A 23544-nucleotide genomic window follows, 5' to 3' on the forward strand; every position below is an offset into this window, starting at 1 on the left:
GACCAAAGGACACGCACCATGACCACCACCCTCCAAAGCTACATCGCCGGCCGCTGGATCGGCCAGCAGGCCGCGCAGCAATTGCGCAGCGCCGTCAACGGCCAGCCCGTGGCAAGCACGCACGCCGAGGCCATCGACTTCGCCGAAGCATTGGCCTACGCGCGCCGCACCGGCATTCCCGCGCTGATGGCGCTCGACTTCCAGCAGCGCGCCGAACGCCTGAAGGCGCTGGCCAAGTACCTGGCCGCGAACAAGGAAACGCTCTACGCCGTCTCGGCCCACACGGGTGCGACGCGCGCCGACAGCTGGATCGACATCGAGGGCGGCGCGGGCACGCTGAGCGCTTACGCCAGCATCGGCACCAACGAGCTGCCCTCGGGCAACCTCGTGCACGAAGGCCCGGCCTTTCCGCTCGGCAAGAAGGGCGGCTTCGCAGGCACGCACATCCTGGTGCCGCGCGGTGGCGTGGCAGTGCACATCGACGCGTTCAACTTTCCCATCTGGGGCCTGCTCGAGAAGTTCGCGCCCAGCTTCCTCGCGGGCATGCCCTGCATCGGCAAGCCGGCCACGGCCACCAGCTACCTCACCGAAGCGCTGATGCGCCTCATCGTGCAGTCGGGCATCCTGCCCGCGGGCAGCCTGCAACTGGTCATCGGCAGCACGGGCGACCTGCTCGACCGGCTCGAAGGCCCCGACGTGGTGACCTTCACCGGCTCGGCCGACACCGCGGCCAAGCTGCGCGTGCACCCGAACATCGTGCGCCAGTCGATCCCGTTCAACGCCGAGGCCGACTCGCTGAACTGCGCGATCCTCGCGCCCGACGTAACGCCCGACGACGAGGAGTTCGATCTCTTCGTGAAGGAAGTGGCGCGCGAGATGACCACCAAGGCCGGCCAGAAGTGCACGGCCATCCGCCGCGCGATCGTGCCGCGCCAGCACCTCGATGCGGTGGCCGAGCGCCTGCGTGCGCGGCTCGCGAAAACTGTCGTCGGCGATCCGTCGCGCGAAGAAGTGCGCATGGGCGCCCTCGCCTCGCGCGACCAGCAGGCCGATGTGGCCGAGCGCGTGGCCACGCTGCTGAAGGGCGCGGAGCTGGTGTACGGCGAGCGCGACGGCTTCTCGCCGGTGGGCGACGGCGTGAGCGAAGGTGCGTTCTTCGCGCCCACGCTGCTGCTGAGCCGCAAGCCGCTCGAACACGACGCTGCGCACGACGTAGAAGCCTTCGGCCCCGTCAGCACGCTGATGCCCTATGACGGCATCGACGAGGCGCTGGCACTGGCCGCGCGCGGCCGTGGCAGCCTGGTGGGCACGCTGGTCACGCGCGACCCGGCCATCGCGGCCAAGGCAATTCCGGTTGCTGCCGCATGGCATGGCCGCCTGCTGGTGCTCGACCGCGAGGCCGCGGCCGAGTCGACCGGCCACGGCTCGCCGCTGCCGCAGCTCAAGCACGGCGGCCCTGGCCGCGCGGGCGGCGGCGAAGAACTCGGCGGCCTGCGCGCCGTGAAGCACTACCTGCAGCGCGCCGCCGTGCAGGGCTCGCCCACCATGCTGGCCGCCATCACCGGCGAGCACGTGCGCGGCGCGGCCGTGCGCGAGAGCGATGTGCACCCCTTCCGCCGCTACTTCGAAGACCTGCGCATCGGCGACTCGCTGCTCACGCACCGCCGCACTGTCGGAGAGGCCGACATCGTGGCCTTCGGCGGCATCTCGGGCGACTACTTCTACATGCACTTCGACGAGGTGGCCGCGAAGCAATCGCCCTTCGGCAAGCGCATCGCGCACGGGTACTTCGTGCTATCGGCAGCGGCTGGCCTCTTCGTGTCGCCTTCGCCGGGCCCGGTGCTGGCCAACTACGGCCTCGACACGCTGCGCTTCACCAAGCCCGTGGGCATCGGCGACACCATCCAGGCGCGCCTGACCTGCAAGCGCAAGATCGACCGCAACAAGAAGGACGCGAGCGGCCAGGGCCAGGGCGTGGTGGCATGGGATGTGGAGGTGACGAACCAGGACGGCGAGCTGGTCGCCAGCTACGATATCCTGACGCTCGTTTCCAAGAAGCCCGAAACCACCTCCACTCCAGCCTCTACCTGATGTTCGATCTCACTGGCAAAGTCGCGCTCGTCACGGGCGGCAACGGGGGCATCGGCCTCGGCATGGCGCAGGGCCTTGCCAAGGCCGGCGCGCGTGTCATCGTCGCCGCGCGCAATGCGCAGAAGTCGGCCGCTGCCGTCGAAGCGCTGAAGGCGCTGGGCAGCGACAGCTTCGCACTCGAAGCCGACGTGAGCGACGAAGCCTCGGTGCAGAAGCTGTTCGACGATGCCGCCGCGCGCTGCGGCCGGCTCGACATCCTCGTCAACAACGCCGGCACCAACATACGCAAGCCGGTCGACCAGCTCTCGCTGGACGAGTGGCACAAGGTGATGAACACCAACCTTACCAGCGCCTTCCTGTGCAGCCGCGCCGCGCACCCGCACCTGAAGGCTGCGGGCGGCGGCAAGATCATCAACATCGGCTCGATGATGTCGATCTTCGGTGCGGCCTACGCACCGGCCTATGCCGCGAGCAAGGCCGGCATCGTGCAACTCACCAAGTCGACGGCGCTCTCGTGGGCGGCCGACAACATCCAGGTCAACGCGATCCTGCCGGGCTGGTTCGAAACCGAACTGACCGACGGCGCGCGCAGCCAGGTTCCGGGCCTGTACGAGCGGGTGAAGGCCCGCGCCGCCGCCGGCCGCTGGGGCCAGCCGGCCGACATTGCCGGCACCGCCGTGTTCCTCGCGAGCCCTGCGTCTGACTACGTGACGGGCACGGCCATTCCCGTCGACGGCGGGTTTTCCATCTCGGGCTGAAGCCCGCGGGCCGTGTAAATTCGCCCGCCATGCTCTTCTGGATCCAGATCTTCCTTTTCGTCGCCGGCACGGCCGCGCTGCTGTACGTGTCGCGCGGCCCTCTGAGCCAGCCCGGCTCGCACGGTTTTTACCGCTTCTTCGCATGGGAATGCATGCTGGTGCTGATCGTCGTGAACCTGCCCATGTGGCACGACGATCCGTTCTCGCCGAAGCAGATCGTCTCGTCGCTCTTCTTCGTGCTGTCGATCTGGCTGCCGATCCACGCGGTGCGGCTGCTCAAGGCGCAGGGCAAGCCGACCGAGGCGCGCAGCGACGACCCCGCGCTGTACGGCTTCGAGAAAACCTCGACTATCGTCAGCACCGGCGCCTTCCGCTATATCCGCCACCCGATGTACACGGCGCTGATGCTGCTGGCCTGGGGCGCTTTTCTCAAGCAGTTCACCTGGCTCACGCTGGCGCTGGTGCTCGCGGCCACGGTGCTGCTGTTTCTGACGGCGCTGCGCGACGAGCAGGAGTGCATCGCGCACTTCGGCGATGACTACCGTGCTTACATGCGGGGTACGCGGCGGTTCATTCCGTTTGTGCTCTAGGGCTGTTCACACGCACGTCATCCACAACCTTGCGGGATGCTGACCCGCCCGATCAGGTTCTGTTCACACGGCACTCCTAATATCCGCGCATGCTGCTCGCACGCGTTCGCCGTTTCGCTGAAGCGCACTACAAGGCGTGGTGCGTTGCGGGCACTCTGCTGATCTTTCTGCAGCCCTTCATCGCGGTGCATTTCCGCTGCGACGGGCTGGAAGACGAGCCGATGCTGCGCTTGCGTAACCTCAGCGAAACCACGCAGTTCGAAGCCGACGATCGCGCGGATCATCCGTCCGACCGCGAGACGACGGTGTTCACCCAGGCGCCGGCGAGCATCGATCACCCCGATGCCTTCAAGCTCGGGCTGAACACGCTGATGGCGATGGTGCTGGCACTGCTGCCGCTGGCCGTGGCTGTCGCGCGGCTGGTGGTGCCCATCGTGCGCGAAGCGCCCGAGCACGTGCCGCCGCACGGCGGTGCTCCGCCTCTCTCGCAGCCCTGGCGGCTTCTGCCGCCCACTGCTGCACCACCTTCCGGGATCTGAGACACGACGCCTCGCGCGTCTGGTGGTCCGCTGCTTCGCGCTGCGGGCTCCTGCGTCCCTCTCGAAAGGTTTGACCATGTCCGGATTTTTCTGGTGCGCGCGCCGCACCGGGTGCTGTCGCACGCCTATTGTTTTCTTCAGCTTGCCGAAGGTGGCGCCATGAACGCGCTGAACCTCACACTCTTTCAATGGCTCACGGCCGGCAGCCAGCCGACGCCGTGGGTGCTGTCGGTTGCATCGGCCTTCGCGCTCTGGGGCAGTTGGCTGTGCGCGGCCGTGCTCGTCGTGGCGCTGTGGCGGCATCACGCCGACCGGGCCTACCTTTGCATCGTGGCAGCGCTCGCGGGCTTCGCCTCGATGGCCTCGCACGCGATTGCGCTGTCGCTCAACGCGCCGCGGCCCTTCATGCTGGGGCTGGCGCCGTCGTACATCGAGCATGCAGGCCGCGGCTCGCTGCCCAGCACGCACGCGACGGTGATGTTCATGGTGGCGCTGGCCTTCCTGCTGCGCCCCAGCCTACGCAGGCTGAGCGTGCCGCTGCTGGTGCTGGCAGCCGTCACCGGATGGGCGCGCGTGTACGTGGGCGTTCATTTTCCGCTCGACATCGCCGCCGGCCTGCTGCTCGCGGTCGCGATCGCAGGGCTGCTCGCCGCAGCGCAATGGCTCGCGCACCGGTTCATTTCTTTTCCGGCGTCGCACGCTGGCCGCACGCGCGACGACAAGACAGCGGCCGCTTCTTTCTGGAGGCATCCATGATCTCCCCGACCAACGCCAGCAGGCATTCGCGCGCACCGGCCAGGCTGCCGCAGGCCGAGGTTCCTGCGCCACGCACGGCCACGCCTTTCACCCCACCGGCCGGAGCGCGCAGCATCTCCTGTGTGATCCCCTGCTTCAACGAGGCGGCCAACCTGCGGCACCTGCTGCCGCTGCTCGAAGACATCCTCTGGGCGACGCACATGCACTGGGAGATCATCGTGGTGGACGACGGCAGCACCGACGACACCGCTGCGGTAGCAGAGGCGTGGTGCGAGCTCTCGGGCTTTCGCTGCATCTCGCTGTCGCGCAACTTCGGCAAGGAGGCCGCGCTCACAGCAGGCCTCGCAGCGGCCACGGGCGACGCGGTGGTGCTGCTCGACGGCGACCTGCAGCACTCGCCGCAACTCATCCACACGATGGTCGCACAGTGGGTGGCCGGCGCGGAGGTGGTGTACGCAGTGCGCGAGGAGCGCAGCGATGAAAGCCGCTTCAAGCAACTCGGCAGCCGGCTCTTCTACAGCCTCGTCAATTCGTCGGACCGCTTTGCCGTCCCCAAGGATGCGGGCGACTTCCGGCTGATGGACCGCAAGGTGGTCGATGCGCTCATGAGCCTGCCCGAGCGCAGCCGCTTCATGAAGGGGCTGTACGCCTGGGTAGGCTTTCGCGCGGTGGCGCTGCCCTACACGCCCGCGCCACGCGCGGAAGGCAGCAGCACGTTCAACGCACGCCGGCTGGTGCGCCTGGCCATCGACGGGCTCACCGCCTTCACCACCTGGCCGCTGCGCATGGTCAGCGTGGTGGGCCTGCTGCTGGCGTTGCCGGCCTTCGGTTACGGTGCTTTCGTGGCAATCGACCACCTGCTGTACGGCAACACCATCTCGGGCTGGACCACCATCGTCGTGAGCCTGATGTTCTTCATCGGCATCCAGATGATCTCTACCGGCATCGTGGGCGAATACATCGCGCGCATCTACGAGGAGGTCAAGGGCCGTCCGCTGTACGTGGTGCGCGAAGAGCACGGCACGGGAATCGAGACCGGCAAGCCATGAAGCAATTCGCCCCTCCATGGCGGACCGTGCCCCGGCCGCTGTGGCTCATTGCCGCGTTCTTCGCGTGGCTGCTGGCCACCGCCTGGCTCCGTCCGCTGATGGCGCCCGACGAGGGCCGCTACGGCGGCGTCGCGCTCGCGATGCTGCACTCCGGCGACTGGCTGGTGCCGCGGCTCGACGGCCTGCCCTTCTTCCACAAGCCACCGCTCTTCTACTGGATCGGCGCCGCCGCGATGGCGGTGACCGGGCCGGTGGAATGGGCGGCGCGGCTACCGTCCGTCCTTGGTGGTGGCGCGGCGGCGGCTTCGCTGTTCTTCTTCCTGCGCCGATGGACGACAGTGCCGCAGGCGCTGCTGTCGACCGTGGTGCTGGTGACCACGCCCTTCTTCTTCCTGGGCGCGCAGTTCGCGAACCTCGACATGCTGGTGGCCGGCTGCATCTCTGCCACGGTGCTGCTGGCGGCCGGCGCCGCAATGGCGAAGGAGCGCCGGGAACCATGGCGCGCGCTGCTGGCTGGCGCCTACCTGTTCGCCGCGGCCGGGTTGCTGGCCAAGGGCCTGATCGGCCTCGTGCTGCCCGCGATGGTGATCGCGATCTGGTGCGCGGCAACGCGCAGGCTCGCAACACTGCGGCTCGCGTTGTGGCTACCCGGCTGGGCAATCGTGCTGGCAGTGGCCGGCCCGTGGTTCGTCGCGATGCAGATGAAGTACCCGGATTTCTTCGACTACTTCGTCATCACGCAGCACTTCCGCCGCTTTGCCTCATCGGGCTTCAACAACGAGCATGGCTTCTGGTTCTACCTGCCGGTGCTCGCAGGCTTCACGCTGCCATGGTTCGCCTGGGTGTTCGTGCCCAGGGGCAAGGACGGCACCGCGCGCCCCCGGCTCGGCGATGTCGACTGGTTGATGTGGATCTGGCTCGCAGTCATCGTGGTTTTCTTCTCGCTGCCGCGCTCCAAGCTCGTCGGCTACGTGCTGCCTGCCCTGCCGCCGCTGGCCTACCTGATCGCGCAGCGCGTGCTCGCGGGCCGCGCGCTGGAGACCCTGCTGCCCAAGGTACGCGCAATGGCGTTGGGGGCCGCCGCCGTGTGCATCGCCTGCGTGGTTGCCATTTCGATCCTTTCATCGCCGCCGGGCACAAGGCTGCGGCTGCCGGCCGGGCAGGTGGTCGCACCCGGCGACCAGGTGCTGATGCTCGACAGCTACTACTACGACATTCCCTTCTACTGGAACCTGCGCGAACCGGTGCTGGTGTCGGACGACTGGAAAGCCGCAGCACTGGACACACGCGACAACTGGCGCAAGGAGATCTCCGACGCCGGCCGCTTCGAGCCGGAGCGCGCAGCCCGCACGCTGATCGACCACACGCAGCTCGCAGCCACGCTGTGCGTGCCCCGCACCACATGGCTCGTCGCTTCGAACACGGCGCAGCTCACGCACCCCTGGCTCTTTCGCGCGCAACTGGTGGCGGTGAACGACGGCGTCGCCGCCTGGCGTTTCGCTGGCAGCGCCACGAGCGACCCACACTGCCTGGATGCCACGCCCGCCCCAACCTCTGGAACGAACGGCGATGAGTGAGGCCCTGCGCTACCTCTGCATCTGCGCGGACGACTTCGGCATGAGCGCGGGCATCAACTCCGCCGTGTTCGACCTGGCCGAGCAGAGAAAGATCTCCGCGACCAGTTGCATGGTGCGACGCGATGCCTGGTTGACCGGAACGAGGATGCTGCGGCGCATCGACCCGGCCCGGTTCGATACCGGCCTGCATCTGGACCTCACGCGGCCCGCGCGTGCCGGTGGCACTGAACCCGGCCTGTTCGGGCTGCTCGCGCGGACGTACACACGCACGGCGTTCGCACCGGGGCTGCAGGCCGACATCCGCGACCAGTTGACGCGCTTCGAGGACGCCATGGGCCGCGCGCCCGCCTTCGTCGACGGGCACCGGCACGTGCACCAGTTTCCGGTCGTGCGCGATCTGCTGGTGGAGGAAATCACGCGGCGCTATGCCGCATTGCCGCCCTGGATCCGCAGCACAGCACCAGGCTTGCGCCGGGGCCCCGACCGGTTGAAGGCCCGGGTCATCCACGCCCTGGGTGGCGCGCGACTGTCCACACTGGCCGCGCAACGCGGCATTCCCATGAGCAGCCACCTGCTGGGCGTCTACGATTTTTCGGGCGACATGCAGCAACACGAGCAGCGCCTGTCCGAATGGATCTCGGCGTGCAATACCGGCGACGTGCTCATGTGCCACCCCTCCGCCGGCATCGAGCCGGGCGACCCGCACGGTGCTGCCCGGTTGCGCGAGTACGCATTGCTGCGCGAACTGGTGCTGGCGCCGCAGGACGGCAGCAACGGGATAGCGCTCGCGCCGCTCTCGCAACACCTGCGGCGAGGCTGACAAGCCGGTCGCGTAACATCCGCGCCACCCTCCCTCCGCGCCCTGCCCAATGCCCTCCCCGAAAAGCGCCGCCTTTCCCTCGGTGGCGCAAGCCGCCCTCCTGTTCGTGGCGCTGTTCCTCTGCGAGTTCGTCATTGGCGCAGCGCTGCGCGACGCCAACGTATGGCTGGAGCTCAACACCATGCAGATCGGTGTGCTCGCAGCCGTGCTGGGCAACGGCTGCGTGTTCGCGGTAGTGATGCACGCCCAGAAGCTCACGTACCGCGAACTGTTCCACCAGTCGCCGGCTTCCGCCGGGGCAGTGCTCATGCTCGTGGTGCCGCCGGTGCTGCTGCTGGTGCCCGCGCTGCTGCTGACGATTACTTCCGCGCTCAACCTGCTGATGCGCGTTGTCCCGCTGTCGGCCTGGGAAGAATCGATGTTCAGCCGCATGGCCGACGGCAGCATCGCCGCCGTGCTCGCGGTGTGCGTGCTGGCGCCGCTGCTTGAAGAAATGCTGTTCCGCGGCATCGTGCTGCGCGGCTTCCTGCAGCGCTATCCGCGATGGCAGGCGATCTTCATGTCGGCACTGTTCTTCGGCGCGGCGCACATGAACATCTACCAGTTCGTGGTCGGCTTCGTGATGGGCACCGTGCTCGCGTGGCTGTACGAGCGCACGCGCTCGCTCATTCCGTGCATTGCGCTGCACGCCGCCTACAACACAACCACCTTGCTGCTGGCCGACTGGCTGGACGCTGCATCGCCCTCGCGCCTGCTCTGGGCCGTGCTGCTGGCGCTGGCGGCCGCCGTGTGCGGCGCGCTGGCCTTGCGGGCGATGCTGGTGCCGCGCGCGGCGCGGGGCACTTCGGCCTGAACTTCCTCTAGCGAGATAGCGGCGGCAGTGGCTGCGCGTCGACCGCATCGCCATCGACGATGAAGTGCCCACCCGCTACATGGTGCAAGGTGCGCAGCTCGTCGTGCCCGGTGAAGTTCCAGCGACCGTTGGCGAACACGCGCGAGTCAGCCTGCGCGGCGATCACCTCGCCAAGGAACAGGTCGTAGCGCTGCTGGATCGAGGGCTCGGGCAACAGCCGGCATTCGAGCCAGGCCGCGCAGCCTTCGAGCAGCGGCGCATCAGTGGCCGTGCCCGTGAAAGTCTCCAGCCCATAGGCGGCGAACTTGTCCTGCCCCGACTTCTCGACGATCTCGCGGCCAGAGCTGTTGCCCAGCGCTTCGGTCAGGTCGAGCTGCGCACGCACCGGCACCTGCAGCGCGAAGCTGCCTGCGCCTTCGAGCAGCACACGCGTCCAGGTGCTCTTGTCGAGCACCACCGCCACCTTGGGCGGATCGAAGTCGAGCGGCATGGCCCAAGCTGCGGCCATGATGTTGCGCTGGCCGCCATGCGCGGCGCTCACAAGTACGGTGGGGCCGTGGTTCAGCAGGCGGTAGGCTTTGTTCAGTGCAACGGGCTGGCGGTGGGAGGCGGTCATGGGCGGGGTTGCTCAGGTTGAGATTCGTCCGCGGGGCAGCCGGCGGACGGTGACTGGGCGGATGCGCAACGCATTGGCGCCGGTCACGGCGAAATCGTACCTGTCATGCGCCCAGCTCGCATCCCACTATCGAGCCTTCGACACATGTGACGCAAGAACCGCCGATGCGAATGCGCCCGCCCGCATCCACGTTCACTTCGATGCGTCCATCCCGACCGACACAGCGCCCCTGGGTCGCAAGGTAGTCCTTTCCATCGGCGGGCAACAGGCCTCGCGCCCACAGGAATGCGGCCACGCTGCCGTTGCCGCTTCCGCACACGGGGTCTTCCGTCACGCCGCACGAAGGCGCAAAGGTGCGAACTTCTATTGCGGCATCTCCGGCCTGATGCGGTCCGAACACTGTCAGACCCGTAACGCCCAGGCGGCGCTCGAGGTCTGCCAGCCTCGCAAGATCCGGATGCAAGCCGATGACGCTGCCCGCATCGTCCATGTGTGCGATGAGCCAGACCGGCCCCACATTCACGATGGCCGGTTCAATCTTCAGCTTGCTTCCGAGAATCGACTCCAGCTCTGCCAGATCTGCCTTGCCCAAGGCGTCCAACCTTGCCGGTGGCAGCGCGAAGCTCAGGCGGCGGTCGTCACCTGTTTGCGCAACAGTCAGTTCGACAAGGCCGATGCTGCACTCCTGAATCAATCGCCCACTGCTGCGCGGCACGACACGTCCGGCCTCCAGCGCCGCATGAGCGCTGCCGAGCGTGGGATGACCGGCAAAGGGAAGCTCGCTGCGTGGAGTGAATATCCGCAATCGATAGTCGGCCTCCCCCGACAAGGGCGGAAGCACGAAGGTCGTCTCCGACAGATTGGTCCAGCCCGCGATGGCCTGCATCTCGCCGGTATCGAGCCCCTCGGCGTCGAGGACCACCGCAACCGGGTTGCCCAGGAAAGGCCTGGAGGTGAAGACATCGACCACTCTGTAGGATCTTTTCATGATTCCGCTTCCTATCGCTCGCTCGCGACTACGCCATCGATTTCTGTCGCTTCGATACCGTACCTTGCCATCCGGGCTCGATGGTCGGTTGTGCCCAGATAAGCCCGGAGTTGCCTGTTCACCGCCTGTACGAGTTCCAGGTTGTTCTTGTTGAACGAGAAGGCCCCGACAGGGAGCCGTCCGCCCGCGCTATTTTCATTCGCAACCATCTCCAGGTTCTTGTGGGTCGCTGCAAGAACGCGACTGCCGACCGTGGTGCTCACGTATGCGTCGATCTTCCCCGCCAGGAGTGCGACAACAGCGGCAGGCTGATCCTTGAACGTCACGATCCGGTCTTCAGCGACACCCGAAGACTTTGCCGAATCGATCTGCACGGTGCTGACGACGGCGCCCAAGCGGGCATCGCGGTGGGACGCGATTGCCTGGTAGCCCGTCAACGCCTTCGGATTTCCGCGCGGAACCAGGAACCCATCTCCGATTGCCCAGACCGGCTCGCTGAACGTGACTTTCCTGGCGCGCTCGGGCGTCACGAAGATCGGCACGTTCATGTCCCAGCGTCCTTCCTGCACACCGGGCAGGAGTTCTTCGAAAGAGGTCAGGTGGTGCTCGATGCTCGAAACCCCGATCGCTCGAAGCACCACATTGGCCAGTTCGATGTCTGCCCCGGTCGCCGTTCGATCCGGGCCTGTCCAGTAGAAAGGTGGCTCCTCGATGTATGCGATTCGTACTTTCATGCTTTGCTCGACTTTCTTGAAGGGAAACACACGGCTCATGTGTCGATCACTCTGCAACGGCGTCGAGGCTCGACGAAAGAGCGGCCAACGCCGCCCCCAGACGCGCTGGAGGCAGATACCCGAAGCCCAGCCGGAACACCCTGTCGCTTTCGCCAAACCACTTGCCCGACGCAAGCTGCAAGTCGTGCTGAGGCAGCAGGCTCCAGAAGCGCGAGACGGCGGCATCGTCGAGCGCATCGGCGCGCAGCCTGAGGCAGCACAGCGCGCCGCCCTCCGGTCTTATCCACTCGATGCGGCTGTGCTCGCCTTGGCACCAATCCGACAGTTCCTGCAGGGCGCCGGCAAGAAGCCGGCGTCTCGGCACGAGCACCCTTTCCCTGTGGCGCAACAACGCCGCAGCGAGTGTTTCGTCGAGAACCGATCCGGAGATCACGGTGTTCATCTTCGCGATCGTGAGGCGTGACCTGAGCTCGGCGTCCGCAACCGTGAGCCAACCGGTCCGCAGCCCCGGCGCGCCGAGCGCCTTTGAAACAGACGCACCGGTCACGACGCGCGGATCGAGACTTGCAAAACTCTCGGCCGCTGTGTCGTCTCCGTAAGTGGCCTCGCGATAGGTCTCGTCGATGAAAAGCAGCGCGTGCGGAGACAGGCGCTCCATCGATCCGAGGAGCTTCTCTACATCAGCGCGAGAGGTTCGAACACCGCTCGGGTTCTGGGGAGAGGCGATGCTCACCAGCTTTGTCTTCGATGTCAGATTCGCCTCGATCTGATTCAGGTCCAAGCGGTAGCCGCTCTCGAACGAAAGCTTCACCTCGCGTACGGTCACGCCGGCCCCCAGGAGACAGTCGCGGCTGGGCGGAAAGCACGGTGTCGCCAGCACCGCCTCGTCGCCGGAACGGCAGACTTCGAACGCAAGCAGGAAAAGCCCCAGCGCCGTGCCTTGCGTCGTGATGACGTGTTCTGCCGAAACCTTGCAGGCATCCGCGATCTCCTGGCGAAGAGCGAGTGCACCGGCAGACGTGCCGTAGCCAAGCTTCAGATCGCGAATGTTTTCCAGGCCGGGGAAGTCCAGCAACTCGCCGAAGCTCAGGTCCTGCGACGTGCTTTCCGCCAGGTTGAACGGACGGTTCACATCGAGAAGAGAAATGATCTCGTTGTAGGGAAACCTTCCACGCCATACCGAAGGAGTTACCTCTCGCAGGTTGGCTCGCCGGCCATCGGCAAGACTCTCTTGAACAGCTGTCATTCTTTCGCCTCGATCCCGTTTTCAATACTGGGACGGGCGAATCGTATCGAGCAGGAGGCAACCGCAACAGCCACAGTTTTTCGCTTTTTCGACCAGCACAGTTCGCTTGGCAAAGCGCACTCATGCAATCGACAATCGCACTCGTCTTCACGATGAGCGCAACCATGGACGTGCACGCACCCTACCGATACGAGCAGTTGGCCGACCTCATCGTCGACATGATCGACAACGGCGCGCTTTCCCCAGGGATGCGCGTTCCGTCCGTTCGCGCCATCAGCGAGCAGCATCGGATCAGCATTGCGACTGCGCTGCAGGCATATCGCATGCTCGAGGACCAGGGGATTCTTGTGGCGAGGCCGCAGTCGGGCTTCTACGTTTCGAATGCGCGCCATGCAGCATTCGCCCTGCCTTCCACCTCCCGGCCTCGCGCGAGGGCATCGACCGTTTCGATCAGCGGTGTTGTTGCAACCTTGCTCGAGCACGCCTCGAACATGTCGCTCGTTCCGCTCGGATGCGCAGTGCCCGATGCGGGCTTGCTGCAGTCGCAGCGGCTCGACTTCACGCTCGCACGCATGGCGCGCCAGCACGGCTCGCGCCACAACGTCTACAGCCCGCCGCGCGGCGAGCCCAGCCTGCGCCGCGAGATCGCGAAGCGGTCAATGCGCATCGGACATGCACTCTCTCCGGACGACGTGCTCATCACCAGTGGTTGCACCGAGGCGCTGACGCTCGCACTCGGCGCCGTGGCCAAGCCGGGCGACACGATAGCCGTCGAATCACCCACCTACTTCGGGCTACTGCACACCCTCGAGGTTCTGGGCCTGAAGGCACTGGAACTGCCGACGGACCCAACTCGTGGCGTCGACATCGCGGCGCTGGCGCGCCTGCTCGGAAAAGAGCCAGTAGCGGCCTGCGTGCTTTCGTCGAGCTTCAACAATCCATTGGGGTCCGCGATGGCTGAAGCAGACAAGAGGTCGCTGCTTGCGCTGCTGTCGGAACACTCTATCCCCTTGATCGAAGACGACGTCTACGGCGACATCCACTTCGGCCGCGACCGGCCCAAGCCATTCATCGCGCTGGCTCAAAGCGCCAACAGGGTCATCTACTGCAGCTCCTTCTCGAAGAGCCTTGCGCCGGGATACCGGGTCGGCTGGATCGTGCCTGATGCCTATTCGCAGCAGGTGATGGAACGCAAGCTGGCGTTCAGTCTTTGCAGCCCGGTCCTGCCGCAACTCGCGGTCGCGGAGTTCCTGGCGAGCAACGCCTATGACATTCATCTGCGCCGGATTCGGCGCATCCTCGAGGAAAACCTCACGCGCATGGTGCGTGCGATAGAAGCCAGTTTTCCGGCTGAGACAAAAGTGAGCCGGCCCGCTGGCGGCTTCATGCTCTGGCTTGAGCTTCCAAAGCAGTTCGACTCGCGCGCGCTGTTCGAAGAAGCGCTGGAGCATGGCATCTGCTTTGCGCCCGGCGACGTGTTCTCTGCAAGCCGGCGCTTTCGCAATTGCCTGCGGCTGAGCGCGGGGCACGCCTGGACCGAGCGGATCGACGCTGGTGTACGGCGGCTGGGGCGGCTTGCGCGGGCGCTGCTTGATCGGTGATCGATGGCTGAGGAGCGCAACCATTTCGTGCAAGGCAAGCACCTGTTTAGAACAATGCACTGACTGTACAGACGCGCCGCAGCAGCGGACACTCCACGCCCTTTCAACGCCGGAGCCCCTTCAGTGAATCCATCGCAAGCCAGCCGCACCGCCCTAGCAACCTCGCTGATGCGAGCCATTCACTCACGCAGCGACCCCGCCCCACTGCTGGATGACCCGTGGGGAGACCGACTTGTGCCGGAGACCGTGCGGGCCGCTTTCCGCGAGCGGGCGCAGGCGCAGTTCGATTCAGCCCCTCACGGCGATGCGCTCGACGCCGCGCTGCGTGCGAACGCGGCGTATGCCGAGGTCGTCCTGCGATCGCGCTACACGGAAGACGCCCTGCAGGCGGCCGTCGCCAGGGGTGTCGGGCAGTACGTGATCGTCGGCGCGGGCTTCGACAGCTTCGTGTGCCGCCGCCCCGCATGGGCTGAAGGATTGACGGTGTACGAAGTCGACCACCCCGCCACGCAGCAACTGAAGCGCCAGCGCCTGCAGGCCTGCGGCGTGGCTGAGTCGGCATCGGTGCATTTCATCGAGGCGGACCTGTCCGTGGAAAGTCTCGGCGCGGCATTGGCCCGCTCGCCCTTCGACGCGACCCGGCCTGCGTTCTTCTCGTGGCTCGGCGTGACTGTGTACCTGCCGCGCGAGGCCAATCTGGCCGCGCTGCGCGCCATCGCCACGTGCACCTCGTCGGCAGATAGCGAACTGGTCTTCACCTACATCGATGAGGCCGTGCTCGATGACCGGCATGCGGATGCGGACAACGAGGCCTTTCGCAAGCTGCGCGAAGAAGTGTCCGCCGTTGGTGAGGCCTTCATGTCCGGCTTCGATCCTGCGAACCTGAAAGCGCTGTTGATGGACACCGGCTTGCAGTTGTTGGAGGACCTCGATGGTCACAAGGCCGTTGCGCGCTACGACCTACAGGGACTCAACGGCCTGCAGCCGGTTGGCGCCGCGCACATCGCGCACGCGCGGGTCATACGCGCCTGACCTGCGTGGCTATACTGCGCCCGTCACGTCGAAAACAGGCGTGATCGGGATTGGCGTCCCGTGCAATCACTGCGACACAAGCCGCAGTTTCCCCGCAGGGTCTGCGGCTTTGTCGTTCGTGCCTCCAGTTTTGGCGGCTCGACGGGAGGGCTCGCGCCCTGCCGGTTTCACGCAAGTGATTGCCCGGTACGCCAACCCGTCGAGCTGCCGCCCTCAATTGGCGTTGAGTGCGTCGGTTTCAGCAAACCGCAATCACTTGGAGGCCATTCATGGCTGCATCCGCTCGCGCGTCCGCGCACGTCACCTCAGTTCCCGAACCTTCTGAAGCCGCCAGCGTTGAATCGCTTGCGCTGCAAGCATGCGATGACATCGACAGTCTTCATGCCGTGCAACGTGCGTATGCGGGCCTCGAGAAACTCATCGTTCCACAGGGCGTGAATGACACGGAAGAGGTTTATCCGACCCGCACCGAACTCAGCGCGCTGGTGCGGGTGGTCAATGAGGAACTGCAGCGGCGGATCAAAGCAGCCGACGCTACGATGCAGTCGTTGCGCGTTGCCCTGAGCGAAGGCAGTGCGCGATGAACGCCTTCTAGGTTATCGATGCACGGCTACATCAGTCCAAAAGGACGACCGTCACCGGAAACTTATCGACAGCATCAAAACGTTGCTCAGACGGCCGAGCAACCCAATGCAATTCAACAAAGCAAACTATGTTGCAGAGGCCATAAACAAAGCACGCGCCCAACCCGCAATGGCTATGAAAGCAAGACCGGGCGCAATCATGAGCGCTACGCCGACATCAAAGAGTCTAGACAGGCCAGGCTCGTCGACTCCAAATGCGATGCGAGAGACGAGATTCGCGAATCCAAACCACAAGGCCGCACCTGCGACCGAGCCCACCGCCATCAAGAGCCACCGCCTTGGTTGATCGGGTGCGAGTTTGTGATGCCAGACAAACAAGGCACAGACCACCCACAGGGCATAGGCGAAGATCCACATCGGCTTCGCAACCTCAGTGCTCGGCACCAACAGCGATGTAATTGCCACCAGTATGCTCAAAACCACCAATCCAACTAGATTGGCTTTCATTTTTTGCATGAGCACGCCTCTCTCGCCTGAATCATTGCAACAGAGCCAAAGGGCATCAGGAATGCTCCTCCAACCTCAGCAATTCCCGACACGACGCCCGAGAACCCTGCCAGCTTAGACCCAAGCGAATATCCCAATGAAAGGTTTCCGGGATTGGCTTTCATGAGCGCGTTGCCAGCAATTCCAGGGCCTTTTGCGACAAGCGCTTTTTCTGCGCCGATCTTCATTCCCTCCTTGAGGGCTCCATAGGCATCCGGGTTGGCAACGGGAAGATACTGCTGCAAATTGCCAAAGTTGATCGCCTTGGTCCATGCATCGCCGTAGTTGTCACGGAGAAATTTTTGTACGCACGGATCGTTGACAGGCGGGAGTGGTTCTGGCACCAGAATAGGGACCTCTTCCATAGGTACTCCGTGAAGCAGGCCCACTGGATCCGTGAAGATCAACGGATTGCCATCCACATATCCGAACCGATTCCACCCTCCGTCGAGCCCAATCGGGTCCGGCTGGCTGTACCGCCCCGTCCTGCTGTCATAGCTCCTGAAGTAGTTGTAGCTGAGACCTGACTCCTCATCCGCATACTGCCCCGGATACCGCAGGTTGAACTTCACCTCCGAGATGCTCGTGGTGCCCGGGTTCGGTGTTGTTTCAGTGTTGGCGAACCGGTACCTCGCCAGCGTCGGCTTGTCCTCCCCGAACGCGCTGTAGCTCCACTGCCAGACTGCTTGGCCATCTGCGTTCGTCAACTTTCGCGGCGTGTTCAGGTGATCGCTGTGCACTGCAAACGTGGCGCCGTTGACGATGGCCGCAACCGGCATCGGCCCATTGCCCGTCGGCAGGTAGATGTACTGACTCTGCCCCGCACTGTTCGTGCCCCCGCTGCCCACCTCGGCGATCAGCGTGCCCTGCTCATCGTAGACATAGGCGTAGCCCAGTTGCTCCGCCTGTGTCGTGCTCGGGCTCCACAGCTTCGTGAAGAACGCGATCAGGCTTTGCATGAAGCCCGGGTCGGCCTCGTCGCCCTGGCTGGGCGGATACAGCGGCTCGGTCTTGAACACCCGCTGCCCCAGCGCGTTGTGCGCATAGCGCGTGGTCGGGCTGACATCGGTCGCACCCGTCGTCGCAGCCGCCAGCCGCCCTTCGGCGTCGTAGGTGTAGCTGCGCAGGCCATCCGTCAGGAGGTCGCCGTTGGCGTTGTAGCCGTAGGTGACGCTCGTGCTGCTCGCGCCGTTGATGGTCTGGCTGAAGCCCGTGAGCTGGTTGCTTGCTGACCCCACCGTGTAGGTGCGGTTGGTGCTCGTGCCATTGAGTGCCCGGGTGCTGCTGTTGCGGTTGCCGTTGGCGTCGTAGCCAAAGCCTGCCGTGTTGCCCGTGGCGTTGAAGCTCACGATGCGCCCCACGGCGCTGTAGCCCACGCTCCAGGTGACGTTGGCATTGGCGATGGTGCTGTGGGTCGGATCGGTGTCGCCGGGCTGGTAGAGGTTCTGCGTCAGGCTGGTGATGCGCCCGGCTGCGTCATAGGTGTAGCTGCTGAACTCGGTGGCGGTCAGCCGGCCTGCGGTGTCGTAGGTGCGGCTGGCTGCGATGGAGGGGCTGGAGAACGCCCAGCTCCACGCCGTGGGCTGGCCCAGCGGGTTCCAGGCGATGCCGGTGACCAGCGGGTTGCCGTTCAGGCTCAGACCTGTCAGGCGGCCGGTGCTGTCGTAGGTGTGCGTGAGCACGCCGCCGCCGTTGGGGTAGCCGATGCTGGCCAGCGTGCCGTTGGGGTTGTAGGTGTAGCTGACCTGCTGGATGCTTCCGTTGGCCAGGGTCTGCTTCTTGAGGGTGACGCGGCCGAAGGTGTCGCGGGTGTACTCGGTGGTGCCGCTGCGGTCGACGATCTCGGACAGATAGCCCTTGCTGTTGGCCGTGAGGTCGTAGCGCAGGGTGGTGGTCTTGCCGTCGGCGAAGACCAGACCAATGGGGCGGCCCAGGGCGTCGCGGGTGATGGTGGTCGCCTGGCCCAGGGCGTCGGTGATCTGGCTGGGCAGGCCCAGGTTGTCGTACTGGGTGCTGGCTCCACCTGTATCGGCGCTGCTCTCGGTTGTTGCGTTGCCTTGGGCGTCTCGGGTGTAGGCGGTGGCCACGCCCTTGAAGTCCTTGGCTTCGGTGACGGCGTCCAGGGCGTTGTACTTGAGGGTGGCGCTGGCGCTGGCCGCGTCAGTCACGCTCTTGACGCGGCGCAGGTTGTCCAGGCCGTACTGCGTGCTCTGGTTCAGGCCGTTGGTCTGGGCAATCAGCTCGCCGTTGGCGTCGTAGCCGAAGGTGTTGCTCTGGTTCGCGCCTTCGGTCTTGCCTGAGAGACGATTGATGTTGTTGACCGTGCGGGCCACGCTCCAGGCGACGTTGCCGGCGCTGTCCTTGATTTGCTCGGCGGTGCGGTTGCCCATGCCGTCCAGGGTGTAGGTGCCGCTCTCGCCTCGGTTGTTGCTCCAACCCACTAAGCGGTGGGCTGCGTCGTAGGCATACGTCAGGACGAGGCCCGTGGGCAACGACACGGTCTCGACGGTGCCATAGGGCTTGTAGGTCAGGACAGTGGTCTGGCCGCCGACGGATTGAGTCAGCAGGCGGTCGCGCTGGTCGTAGGTGTAGGTGGTGACGAGGCCGTTGGGGGCTGTCGAGCTGACGACGCGGTTGGCGTTGTCATAGGTGTAGCTGGTGGAGTGGCCCAGCGCATTCGTCGATGTGAGGGCGTTACCCCGGGTGTCGTAGGTGTAGCTGGTGACCGCGCCATTGGGCTCTGTGGTCGTATCGACCAGTTGCGATGCGTTGTAGGTCCATTGCCAGAGTTGGGCCTTGTTGGTGGCTGTGTCGGCGACAGTCCGGGTCAGGACATTGCCGACGGCGTCGTAGGTGTAGGCAGTTGTGCGGCCGGGCTCGGTGACCAGTGAGGGTAGACCAAAGGATGAATGCCACTGAGTCGTGGTGGTGCGCGCATCGGTGCCAACGGCTTCAGTGACACTGGTGGGCAGGCGGCGGGCCGTGTCCCATACATAGTCCGTGCGAAAGCTCAAGAAGTCGGTCTCACTGGTGACGAGGCCGTTGGCATCTTGCACACGGCTGGCGGCATCGGACTCGCCTTCACCGGAGGGGAGGCTGCCAGCCGTCACGGCCAGCTTGCCCTTGGTGATGCTGTAGCCGTAGCCCCGGCTGGTGTTGAGCGGATCGACCACATTAGCCGAGCGACTGGAAGGGTAGCTGACCTGGTAGCGCGAGACGCCGCCGGCCAGTTCACTGACGATGGCTCGGCCCTGGCTGTCGTAGCTGAACGTGCCCCATCGCGCGCCGGCCTCGTCAAGGATGCCGGTGAGGGCCTGCGGGTAGGTGCTGTTTTCGTAGAGGAAGGACCGGCTCTTGCCGTCGGGGTACGCCACAGTGACCAGACGACCCGAAGCATCGTAGGTGTAGCCGATGATGCGGCCATCGGGTGTAGTGACGTATGCCAACTTGTCGTTGGCATACGAAAAGACCAAGGTGCGCCCAAAGGGGTTGCTAACGGCGGCGAGGTGTCCAGCACCGTCATAACCGTATGTGGTGATGGAGCCGTTGCGCTCCGTCTTGGATTGAGGCTTGCCGTCGGCGGTGAAGGCTATGACGGAGTCATCATCAGCACGCTTGTAGAGCCAGGCGCCTCCGATTTCGGCCAGGGTATCGGCGCTGTTGGTGGCGCTCCAGGTCGAGGTGCCTGCCGCCTTGATGAAGCTGCGCACGTAGCCTTCGGGGTCAGCAATGGCGGCTGCGGTCGGTAAGTTGATGGGGGTCAGCTTGAGGCGGATGGCGTGGTTGTGAGCCCACACGCGGCCGAACTCGCCGTCGGGCCGTGAGACGTCATTTCCCCAGCTGCTGCGGTAGGTGCGAGTCAGAGACAGGGGAGCGGGACCGGAGTCGGCCCAGTCAAGTTCAAAGCGGTACTTTTCTGCAGATGCAGGCGTAATGGGGAATCGCGTCCGCAGACCGGCTGCAGGCGCCTTGCACGATTGACCGACTAGCTGTTCAGGCTCGGGGGCAGCAGCCTCGCAGACCGTAGCACCAGCGTTTTCCAGAAAGCCGGGCCTACATTGGCATGCTGTCCCACCGCCGTTTGCCTGCTCCTCTATGCTGTTGTTGGGGCACTGGCCAGTGGAAACCTCTGAAACGATAAACGTCATCGTGTTCTCGATGGCATTTGTCATGACATACAGCAACGAGCACCTCGCATCGGATCCGATAGTCGATGACAGGTAGCGAGAAGGATCTCCTAGCCAGGCCTTCGATCCAACCTCGCAGGCTTGCTCTGGCGATGCCGACAGTGGGTGCCACGCCCCGATATCGAGGCGGTATCCCGTCAGGTAAGGCACATAAGCCGAAGCAACGGGCGACCACATGCAAAAAAGCGGCATGAAAAGGATCGCTGCTGCTCCGTACAGCCACCGGGACACGCGATGTACACGACGACTCGACAAAACTCGAGTACACCAAAACGCCTTCCAGCCCTTCATCGCGCGCTCCCTCATGCTTTCTCGTTTACGTGTCTGAGCAGCCAAGGCCAGCGCCTCATAGGCCGCAATGATCAGAATTTCTCTTGAACGGTCACCCCCTCAGGTGACGCAGGCTGCCAAACAGCACACTCCATACAAGCTATTTCAACCTAGCCGAGAGCCTGCACACAGACAACGACAGCTTGATGGCACGTAGGGACGAACTCTGCCGCCAGCGTCATGCAGCATGGCCGCGCGCACATTCGGCCCACGCCGCCACCCCTAAACGTGAAACGCCGCCAACCCACCCACCACAAGCCCCGCCACCGCCACACCAAACATCGCCCGCTCAAGCCACTTCTTCTTCGTCAGCAACGCAATAGCAGCCAGCGCAATCGAAACCTGCAACACAGTAGTAGCCTGAGCCCACCGATGATGCTGATGCATCTGCTCATCCGACTGTGCGTCCCATCGGCTCGCCTCCGCCTCCAGCTTCTTCGCCTCGGTCTGGATGTCGGTCTTCTCTTGCTCGTAGCGCGTCACCTTGGCCTGCCAGCCTTGCCTGCGCCCGTCGTCGGTAGCGGTGTCGCGCGCGAACTCAGCCAGCGCCTGCTTGGTGCTCTTCGACTGGAAGTAATTCCACTGGTTCGAAGCCTCGGTCTTCTTGATGGCGGCGTTGTTCTTGTAGAGGCCGGCGTTGGCCTGCGTGGCCCCGCCCATATACGAGAAGATCGCGCCGACGGTGGCGATCACGGCGGTGCACACCGCGATCTTGCTCGTCATGCTCATGCCGCCGGAATGCGCTGCTGCTGTGTCGTCATGGCCGCTGCCATGGCCGCCTGATGCAGCGTGTTCCAGTTCGTGGTCGTGCGGGCCGTGCACGTGAAAGCCGTGTCCTGACATGGGATCCTTGCTGAAATATGGTTTTTAGGGCGCGCGAGAGTATGCACGGTCGCGCGACGTTATCTCCCTGCGCCGTCAGGTTCCGGTCCGCTACCCATTGCCAGCATGAAGCGACAACAACAAACTTGCCCATGACCGCCGAAACTCCCCCGATGCCGACGCCCTCGAAAGCCCCCCGCCGTCCTGGCCTCGCCGACGTCGTGGCGGGTGTCTCCATCGCGGGCCTGTTGCTGCCAGAGGCGGTGGCGTACTCAGGCATCGCCGGGCTGCCGCCGCAGGCCGGTGTGATCGCGCTGTTCGCGGGCCTGCTGGTCTACGGTCTCTTCGGCAGCAGTCGCTTCGCGATCGTCTCTGCCACTTCGTCTTCCGCCGCGGTGCTGTTCGCGGCCACGATGTCGGTGACGGGTGTCGATGCGGCCACGCGGCTGGCGTTGGGTGCGGGCATCGTGCTGCTGGCCGGTGTGTTCTTCGTCATCGCGGGCATCGCCCGCCTCGGCGCGGTGTCGAGCCTTATTGCCAAGCCGGTGCTGCGCGGCTTCGCGCTGGGGCTGGCGCTGACCATCGTGGTCAAGCAGTTGCCAAAGGTGCTGGCGGTGCAGCCGGCGCACAGCGATTTCTTCCGCCTCGCCGCGGGGCTGGTGGCCGAATGGCGGCACTGGAATCTTGCAGGCGCAGCGATGGCGCTTGTCGCGCTCGTGCTGCTGCGCGGCCTGGCACGTTGGCGTGCGGTGCCGGCAGCCCTGCTGGTGATCGTGGCCGGCATCGTGCTCGACGTGAGCGGCCTGTGCCACGCCTGGGGCGTGGCGGCGGTGGGGCCGATCTCGCTCGACTTCTCTCACCCGACCGTGCCGCAGCTCGACCGCGCGCAGTGGCAGAACCTTGGCGGGCTGGCCTTCGCGATGGCGTTGATCCTCTATGCCGAGTCTTACGGTTCGATTCGCACCTTCGCGATGCGCCATGGCGACAACGTGTCGGCCAACCGCGACCTGCTGGCGCTCGGTGGCGCGAACCTTCTGTCGGCGCTGTTCCAGGGTATGCCGGTGGGCGCGGGCTACTCGGCCACGTCGGCCAACGAATCGGCCGGTGCGAGGAGCCGCGCGGCCGGCATCGTGGCAGGGCTGGTGGTGCTGGTGGCGGTGCTCACGCTGTTGCCGTGGATCGCGCACACGCCCGAGCCGCTGCTGGCGGCCATCGTGATCCACGCGGTGAGCCACACGCTGAGCCCGGCGGCGCTGCGGCCGTACTTCCAGTGGCGGCGCGACCGGCTGGTGGCGCTGGTGGCGATTGCCGCGGTGCTGCTGCTGGGCGTGCTCAACGGGTTGCTGGCGGCCATCGGAGTAAGCCTGCTGTTGCTGCTTCGCGGCTTCTCGCGCACGACCGTGAGCTGGCTCGGCCGGCTGGGCCAGAGCCACGACTTTGTCGACACGGCACGCCACCCCGAGGCCGTGGTGCCGCCGGGCGTGCTGATCGCGCGGCCCGACGTGCCGCTGTTCTTCGGCAATGCGGATGCGGTGTTCGCATCGATCCGCGCGCGCATCGACGCGACGCCGGGGCTGCAGCGCATGGTGCTGAGCCTGGAAGAGTCGGCCGACCTCGACGCGACGAGCATCGAGGCGCTGTGCGACTTCGCGGCCTATGTGCGCGTGCGCGGTGCGCGCCTGTCGCTGGCGCGCGTGAAGGACGACGTGCGCGATCTGCTGGCCAAGGTGAACTCGCCCGATTTGCGTGCCGACGTTTACGCGCCTTGGAGTGTGGACGACGCGGTGCAACCGCAGGTTGCCGCCTGAACGAGCCTGGGCTACAG

General features: G+C 65.3%; 20 protein-coding genes. 13 read left to right on the top strand and 7 right to left on the bottom strand.

From position 1 onward, the window contains the following. Positions 1–18: 18 nt before the first annotated feature. From paaZ to NWF24_RS25020, 9 genes are all read left to right on the top strand, one after another. Positions 19–2091: a phenylacetic acid degradation bifunctional protein PaaZ gene (gene paaZ, locus NWF24_RS24980; protein ID WP_258350893.1), complete on the top strand. Its 2073-nt coding sequence runs from the start codon at positions 19–21 to the stop codon at positions 2089–2091. Next, entirely contained in the window at positions 2091–2849 is a 759-nt protein-coding gene (locus NWF24_RS24985; RefSeq protein ID WP_258350894.1) for an SDR family NAD(P)-dependent oxidoreductase, read from the top strand. Before paaZ ends, NWF24_RS24985 begins: the two co-directional genes overlap by 1 nt. Positions 2850–2878: 29 nt before the next feature. Further along, positions 2879–3439: a methyltransferase family protein gene (locus tag NWF24_RS24990; RefSeq protein WP_258350895.1), complete on the top strand. Its 561-nt coding sequence runs from the start codon at positions 2879–2881 to the stop codon at positions 3437–3439. 89 nt (positions 3440–3528) lie between these two features. After that, positions 3529–3978: a hypothetical protein gene (locus tag NWF24_RS24995; RefSeq protein WP_258350896.1), complete on the top strand. Its 450-nt coding sequence runs from the start codon at positions 3529–3531 to the stop codon at positions 3976–3978. Positions 3979–4137: 159 nt separating this feature from the next. Continuing rightward, positions 4138–4734: a phosphatase PAP2 family protein gene (locus tag NWF24_RS25000; protein WP_258350897.1), complete on the top strand. Its 597-nt coding sequence runs from the start codon at positions 4138–4140 to the stop codon at positions 4732–4734. After that, positions 4731–5783 (top strand): glycosyltransferase family 2 protein, encoded by a 1053-nt coding sequence (locus NWF24_RS25005; RefSeq protein WP_258350898.1) that lies wholly within the window; start codon positions 4731–4733, stop codon positions 5781–5783. The genes NWF24_RS25000 and NWF24_RS25005 overlap by 4 nt, the downstream gene beginning before the upstream one ends. Beyond that, positions 5780–7360, top strand: coding sequence for an ArnT family glycosyltransferase (locus NWF24_RS25010; protein WP_258350899.1), 1581 nt, complete (start codon positions 5780–5782; stop codon positions 7358–7360). Before NWF24_RS25005 ends, NWF24_RS25010 begins: the two co-directional genes overlap by 4 nt. Continuing rightward, positions 7353–8180 carry a ChbG/HpnK family deacetylase gene (locus tag NWF24_RS25015; protein ID WP_258350900.1) on the top strand — a complete coding sequence of 276 codons (828 nt, stop codon included), beginning with the start codon at positions 7353–7355 and terminating at the stop codon, positions 8178–8180. Before NWF24_RS25010 ends, NWF24_RS25015 begins: the two co-directional genes overlap by 8 nt. Before the next feature lie 49 nt (positions 8181–8229). Continuing rightward, positions 8230–9033 carry a CPBP family intramembrane glutamic endopeptidase gene (locus tag NWF24_RS25020; protein ID WP_258350901.1) on the top strand — a complete coding sequence of 268 codons (804 nt, stop codon included), beginning with the start codon at positions 8230–8232 and terminating at the stop codon, positions 9031–9033. A 7-nt stretch (positions 9034–9040) separates the two neighbouring features. Here the strand turns inward: NWF24_RS25020 and NWF24_RS25025 are convergent, their stop codons facing one another. From NWF24_RS25025 to NWF24_RS25040, 4 genes are all read right to left on the bottom strand, one after another. Continuing rightward, entirely contained in the window at positions 9041–9649 is a 609-nt protein-coding gene (locus NWF24_RS25025; protein ID WP_258350902.1) for a flavin reductase family protein, read from the bottom strand. Positions 9650–9752: 103 nt separating this feature from the next. Then, on the bottom strand, positions 9753–10637 hold the full coding sequence (locus NWF24_RS25030; protein WP_258350903.1) for a PhzF family phenazine biosynthesis protein: 885 nt from the start codon (positions 10635–10637) through the stop codon (positions 9753–9755). Between the two features lie 11 nt (positions 10638–10648). Next, a complete protein-coding gene (locus NWF24_RS25035) occupies positions 10649–11371 on the bottom strand; it encodes a transporter substrate-binding domain-containing protein (protein WP_258355348.1) in 723 nt (240 codons plus the stop codon). A gap of 46 nt (positions 11372–11417) precedes the next feature. Beyond that, positions 11418–12617: a pyridoxal phosphate-dependent aminotransferase gene (locus NWF24_RS25040; protein WP_258350904.1), complete on the bottom strand. Its 1200-nt coding sequence runs from the start codon at positions 12615–12617 to the stop codon at positions 11418–11420. Positions 12618–12769: 152 nt separating this feature from the next. Between NWF24_RS25040 and NWF24_RS25045 the strand changes: the two genes are divergently transcribed. From NWF24_RS25045 to NWF24_RS25055, 3 genes are all read left to right on the top strand, one after another. After that, entirely contained in the window at positions 12770–14218 is a 1449-nt protein-coding gene (locus NWF24_RS25045; RefSeq protein WP_258350905.1) for an aminotransferase-like domain-containing protein, read from the top strand. A gap of 123 nt (positions 14219–14341) precedes the next feature. After that, on the top strand, positions 14342–15250 hold the full coding sequence (locus NWF24_RS25050; protein WP_258350906.1) for a class I SAM-dependent methyltransferase: 909 nt from the start codon (positions 14342–14344) through the stop codon (positions 15248–15250). Positions 15251–15519: 269 nt separating this feature from the next. Continuing rightward, on the top strand, positions 15520–15834 hold the full coding sequence (locus NWF24_RS25055) for a hypothetical protein (RefSeq protein WP_258350907.1): 315 nt from the start codon (positions 15520–15522) through the stop codon (positions 15832–15834). Positions 15835–15960: 126 nt separating this feature from the next. On the opposite strand, the gene NWF24_RS25060 is transcribed toward NWF24_RS25055, so the two are convergent. The 3 genes from NWF24_RS25060 to NWF24_RS25070 all read right to left on the bottom strand — a co-directional run bounded on the left by NWF24_RS25060 (position 15961) and on the right by NWF24_RS25070 (position 21740). Continuing rightward, complete coding sequence (locus NWF24_RS25060) at positions 15961–16350, bottom strand: hypothetical protein (protein ID WP_258350908.1); 390 nt, start codon at positions 16348–16350, stop codon at positions 15961–15963. Further along, positions 16338–20528 carry an RHS repeat-associated core domain-containing protein gene (locus NWF24_RS25065; protein WP_258350909.1) on the bottom strand — a complete coding sequence of 1397 codons (4191 nt, stop codon included), beginning with the start codon at positions 20526–20528 and terminating at the stop codon, positions 16338–16340. The genes NWF24_RS25060 and NWF24_RS25065 overlap by 13 nt, the downstream gene beginning before the upstream one ends. A gap of 591 nt (positions 20529–21119) precedes the next feature. Continuing rightward, positions 21120–21740, bottom strand: coding sequence for a DUF4337 domain-containing protein (locus NWF24_RS25070; protein WP_258350910.1), 621 nt, complete (start codon positions 21738–21740; stop codon positions 21120–21122). Between the two features lie 131 nt (positions 21741–21871). On the opposite strand from NWF24_RS25070, the gene NWF24_RS25075 reads away from it, so the two are divergent. Next, positions 21872–23527, top strand: coding sequence for a SulP family inorganic anion transporter (locus NWF24_RS25075; protein WP_258350911.1), 1656 nt, complete (start codon positions 21872–21874; stop codon positions 23525–23527). Positions 23528–23544: the final 17 nt, after the last annotated feature.

This window comes from Variovorax paradoxus (assembly GCF_024734665.1).
GTDB lineage: Bacteria > Pseudomonadota > Gammaproteobacteria > Burkholderiales > Burkholderiaceae_C > Variovorax.

Excerpts from the sequence above, each read along its gene's own strand:
- paaZ (WP_258350893.1), top strand. The coding sequence starts at position 19 with ATGACCACCACCCTCCAAAGCTACATCGCCGGCCGCTGGATCGGCCAG.
- NWF24_RS24985 (WP_258350894.1), top strand. The coding sequence starts at position 2,091 with ATGTTCGATCTCACTGGCAAAGTCGCGCTCGTCACGGGCGGCAACGGG.
- NWF24_RS24990 (WP_258350895.1), top strand. The coding sequence starts at position 2,879 with ATGCTCTTCTGGATCCAGATCTTCCTTTTCGTCGCCGGCACGGCCGCG.
- NWF24_RS24995 (WP_258350896.1), top strand. The coding sequence starts at position 3,529 with ATGCTGCTCGCACGCGTTCGCCGTTTCGCTGAAGCGCACTACAAGGCG.
- NWF24_RS25000 (WP_258350897.1), top strand. The coding sequence starts at position 4,138 with ATGAACGCGCTGAACCTCACACTCTTTCAATGGCTCACGGCCGGCAGC.
- NWF24_RS25005 (WP_258350898.1), top strand. The coding sequence starts at position 4,731 with ATGATCTCCCCGACCAACGCCAGCAGGCATTCGCGCGCACCGGCCAGG.
- NWF24_RS25010 (WP_258350899.1), top strand. The coding sequence starts at position 5,780 with ATGAAGCAATTCGCCCCTCCATGGCGGACCGTGCCCCGGCCGCTGTGG.
- NWF24_RS25015 (WP_258350900.1), top strand. The coding sequence starts at position 7,353 with ATGAGTGAGGCCCTGCGCTACCTCTGCATCTGCGCGGACGACTTCGGC.
- NWF24_RS25020 (WP_258350901.1), top strand. The coding sequence starts at position 8,230 with ATGCCCTCCCCGAAAAGCGCCGCCTTTCCCTCGGTGGCGCAAGCCGCC.
- NWF24_RS25025 (WP_258350902.1), bottom strand. The coding sequence starts at position 9,649 with ATGACCGCCTCCCACCGCCAGCCCGTTGCACTGAACAAAGCCTACCGC.
- NWF24_RS25030 (WP_258350903.1), bottom strand. The coding sequence starts at position 10,637 with ATGAAAAGATCCTACAGAGTGGTCGATGTCTTCACCTCCAGGCCTTTC.
- NWF24_RS25035 (WP_258355348.1), bottom strand. The coding sequence starts at position 11,371 with ATGAAAGTACGAATCGCATACATCGAGGAGCCACCTTTCTACTGGACA.
- NWF24_RS25040 (WP_258350904.1), bottom strand. The coding sequence starts at position 12,617 with ATGACAGCTGTTCAAGAGAGTCTTGCCGATGGCCGGCGAGCCAACCTG.
- NWF24_RS25045 (WP_258350905.1), top strand. The coding sequence starts at position 12,770 with ATGAGCGCAACCATGGACGTGCACGCACCCTACCGATACGAGCAGTTG.
- NWF24_RS25055 (WP_258350907.1), top strand. The coding sequence starts at position 15,520 with ATGGCTGCATCCGCTCGCGCGTCCGCGCACGTCACCTCAGTTCCCGAA.
- NWF24_RS25060 (WP_258350908.1), bottom strand. The coding sequence starts at position 16,350 with ATGCAAAAAATGAAAGCCAATCTAGTTGGATTGGTGGTTTTGAGCATA.
- NWF24_RS25065 (WP_258350909.1), bottom strand. The coding sequence starts at position 20,528 with ATGACGTTTATCGTTTCAGAGGTTTCCACTGGCCAGTGCCCCAACAAC.
- NWF24_RS25070 (WP_258350910.1), bottom strand. The coding sequence starts at position 21,740 with ATGTCAGGACACGGCTTTCACGTGCACGGCCCGCACGACCACGAACTG.
- NWF24_RS25075 (WP_258350911.1), top strand. The coding sequence starts at position 21,872 with ATGACCGCCGAAACTCCCCCGATGCCGACGCCCTCGAAAGCCCCCCGC.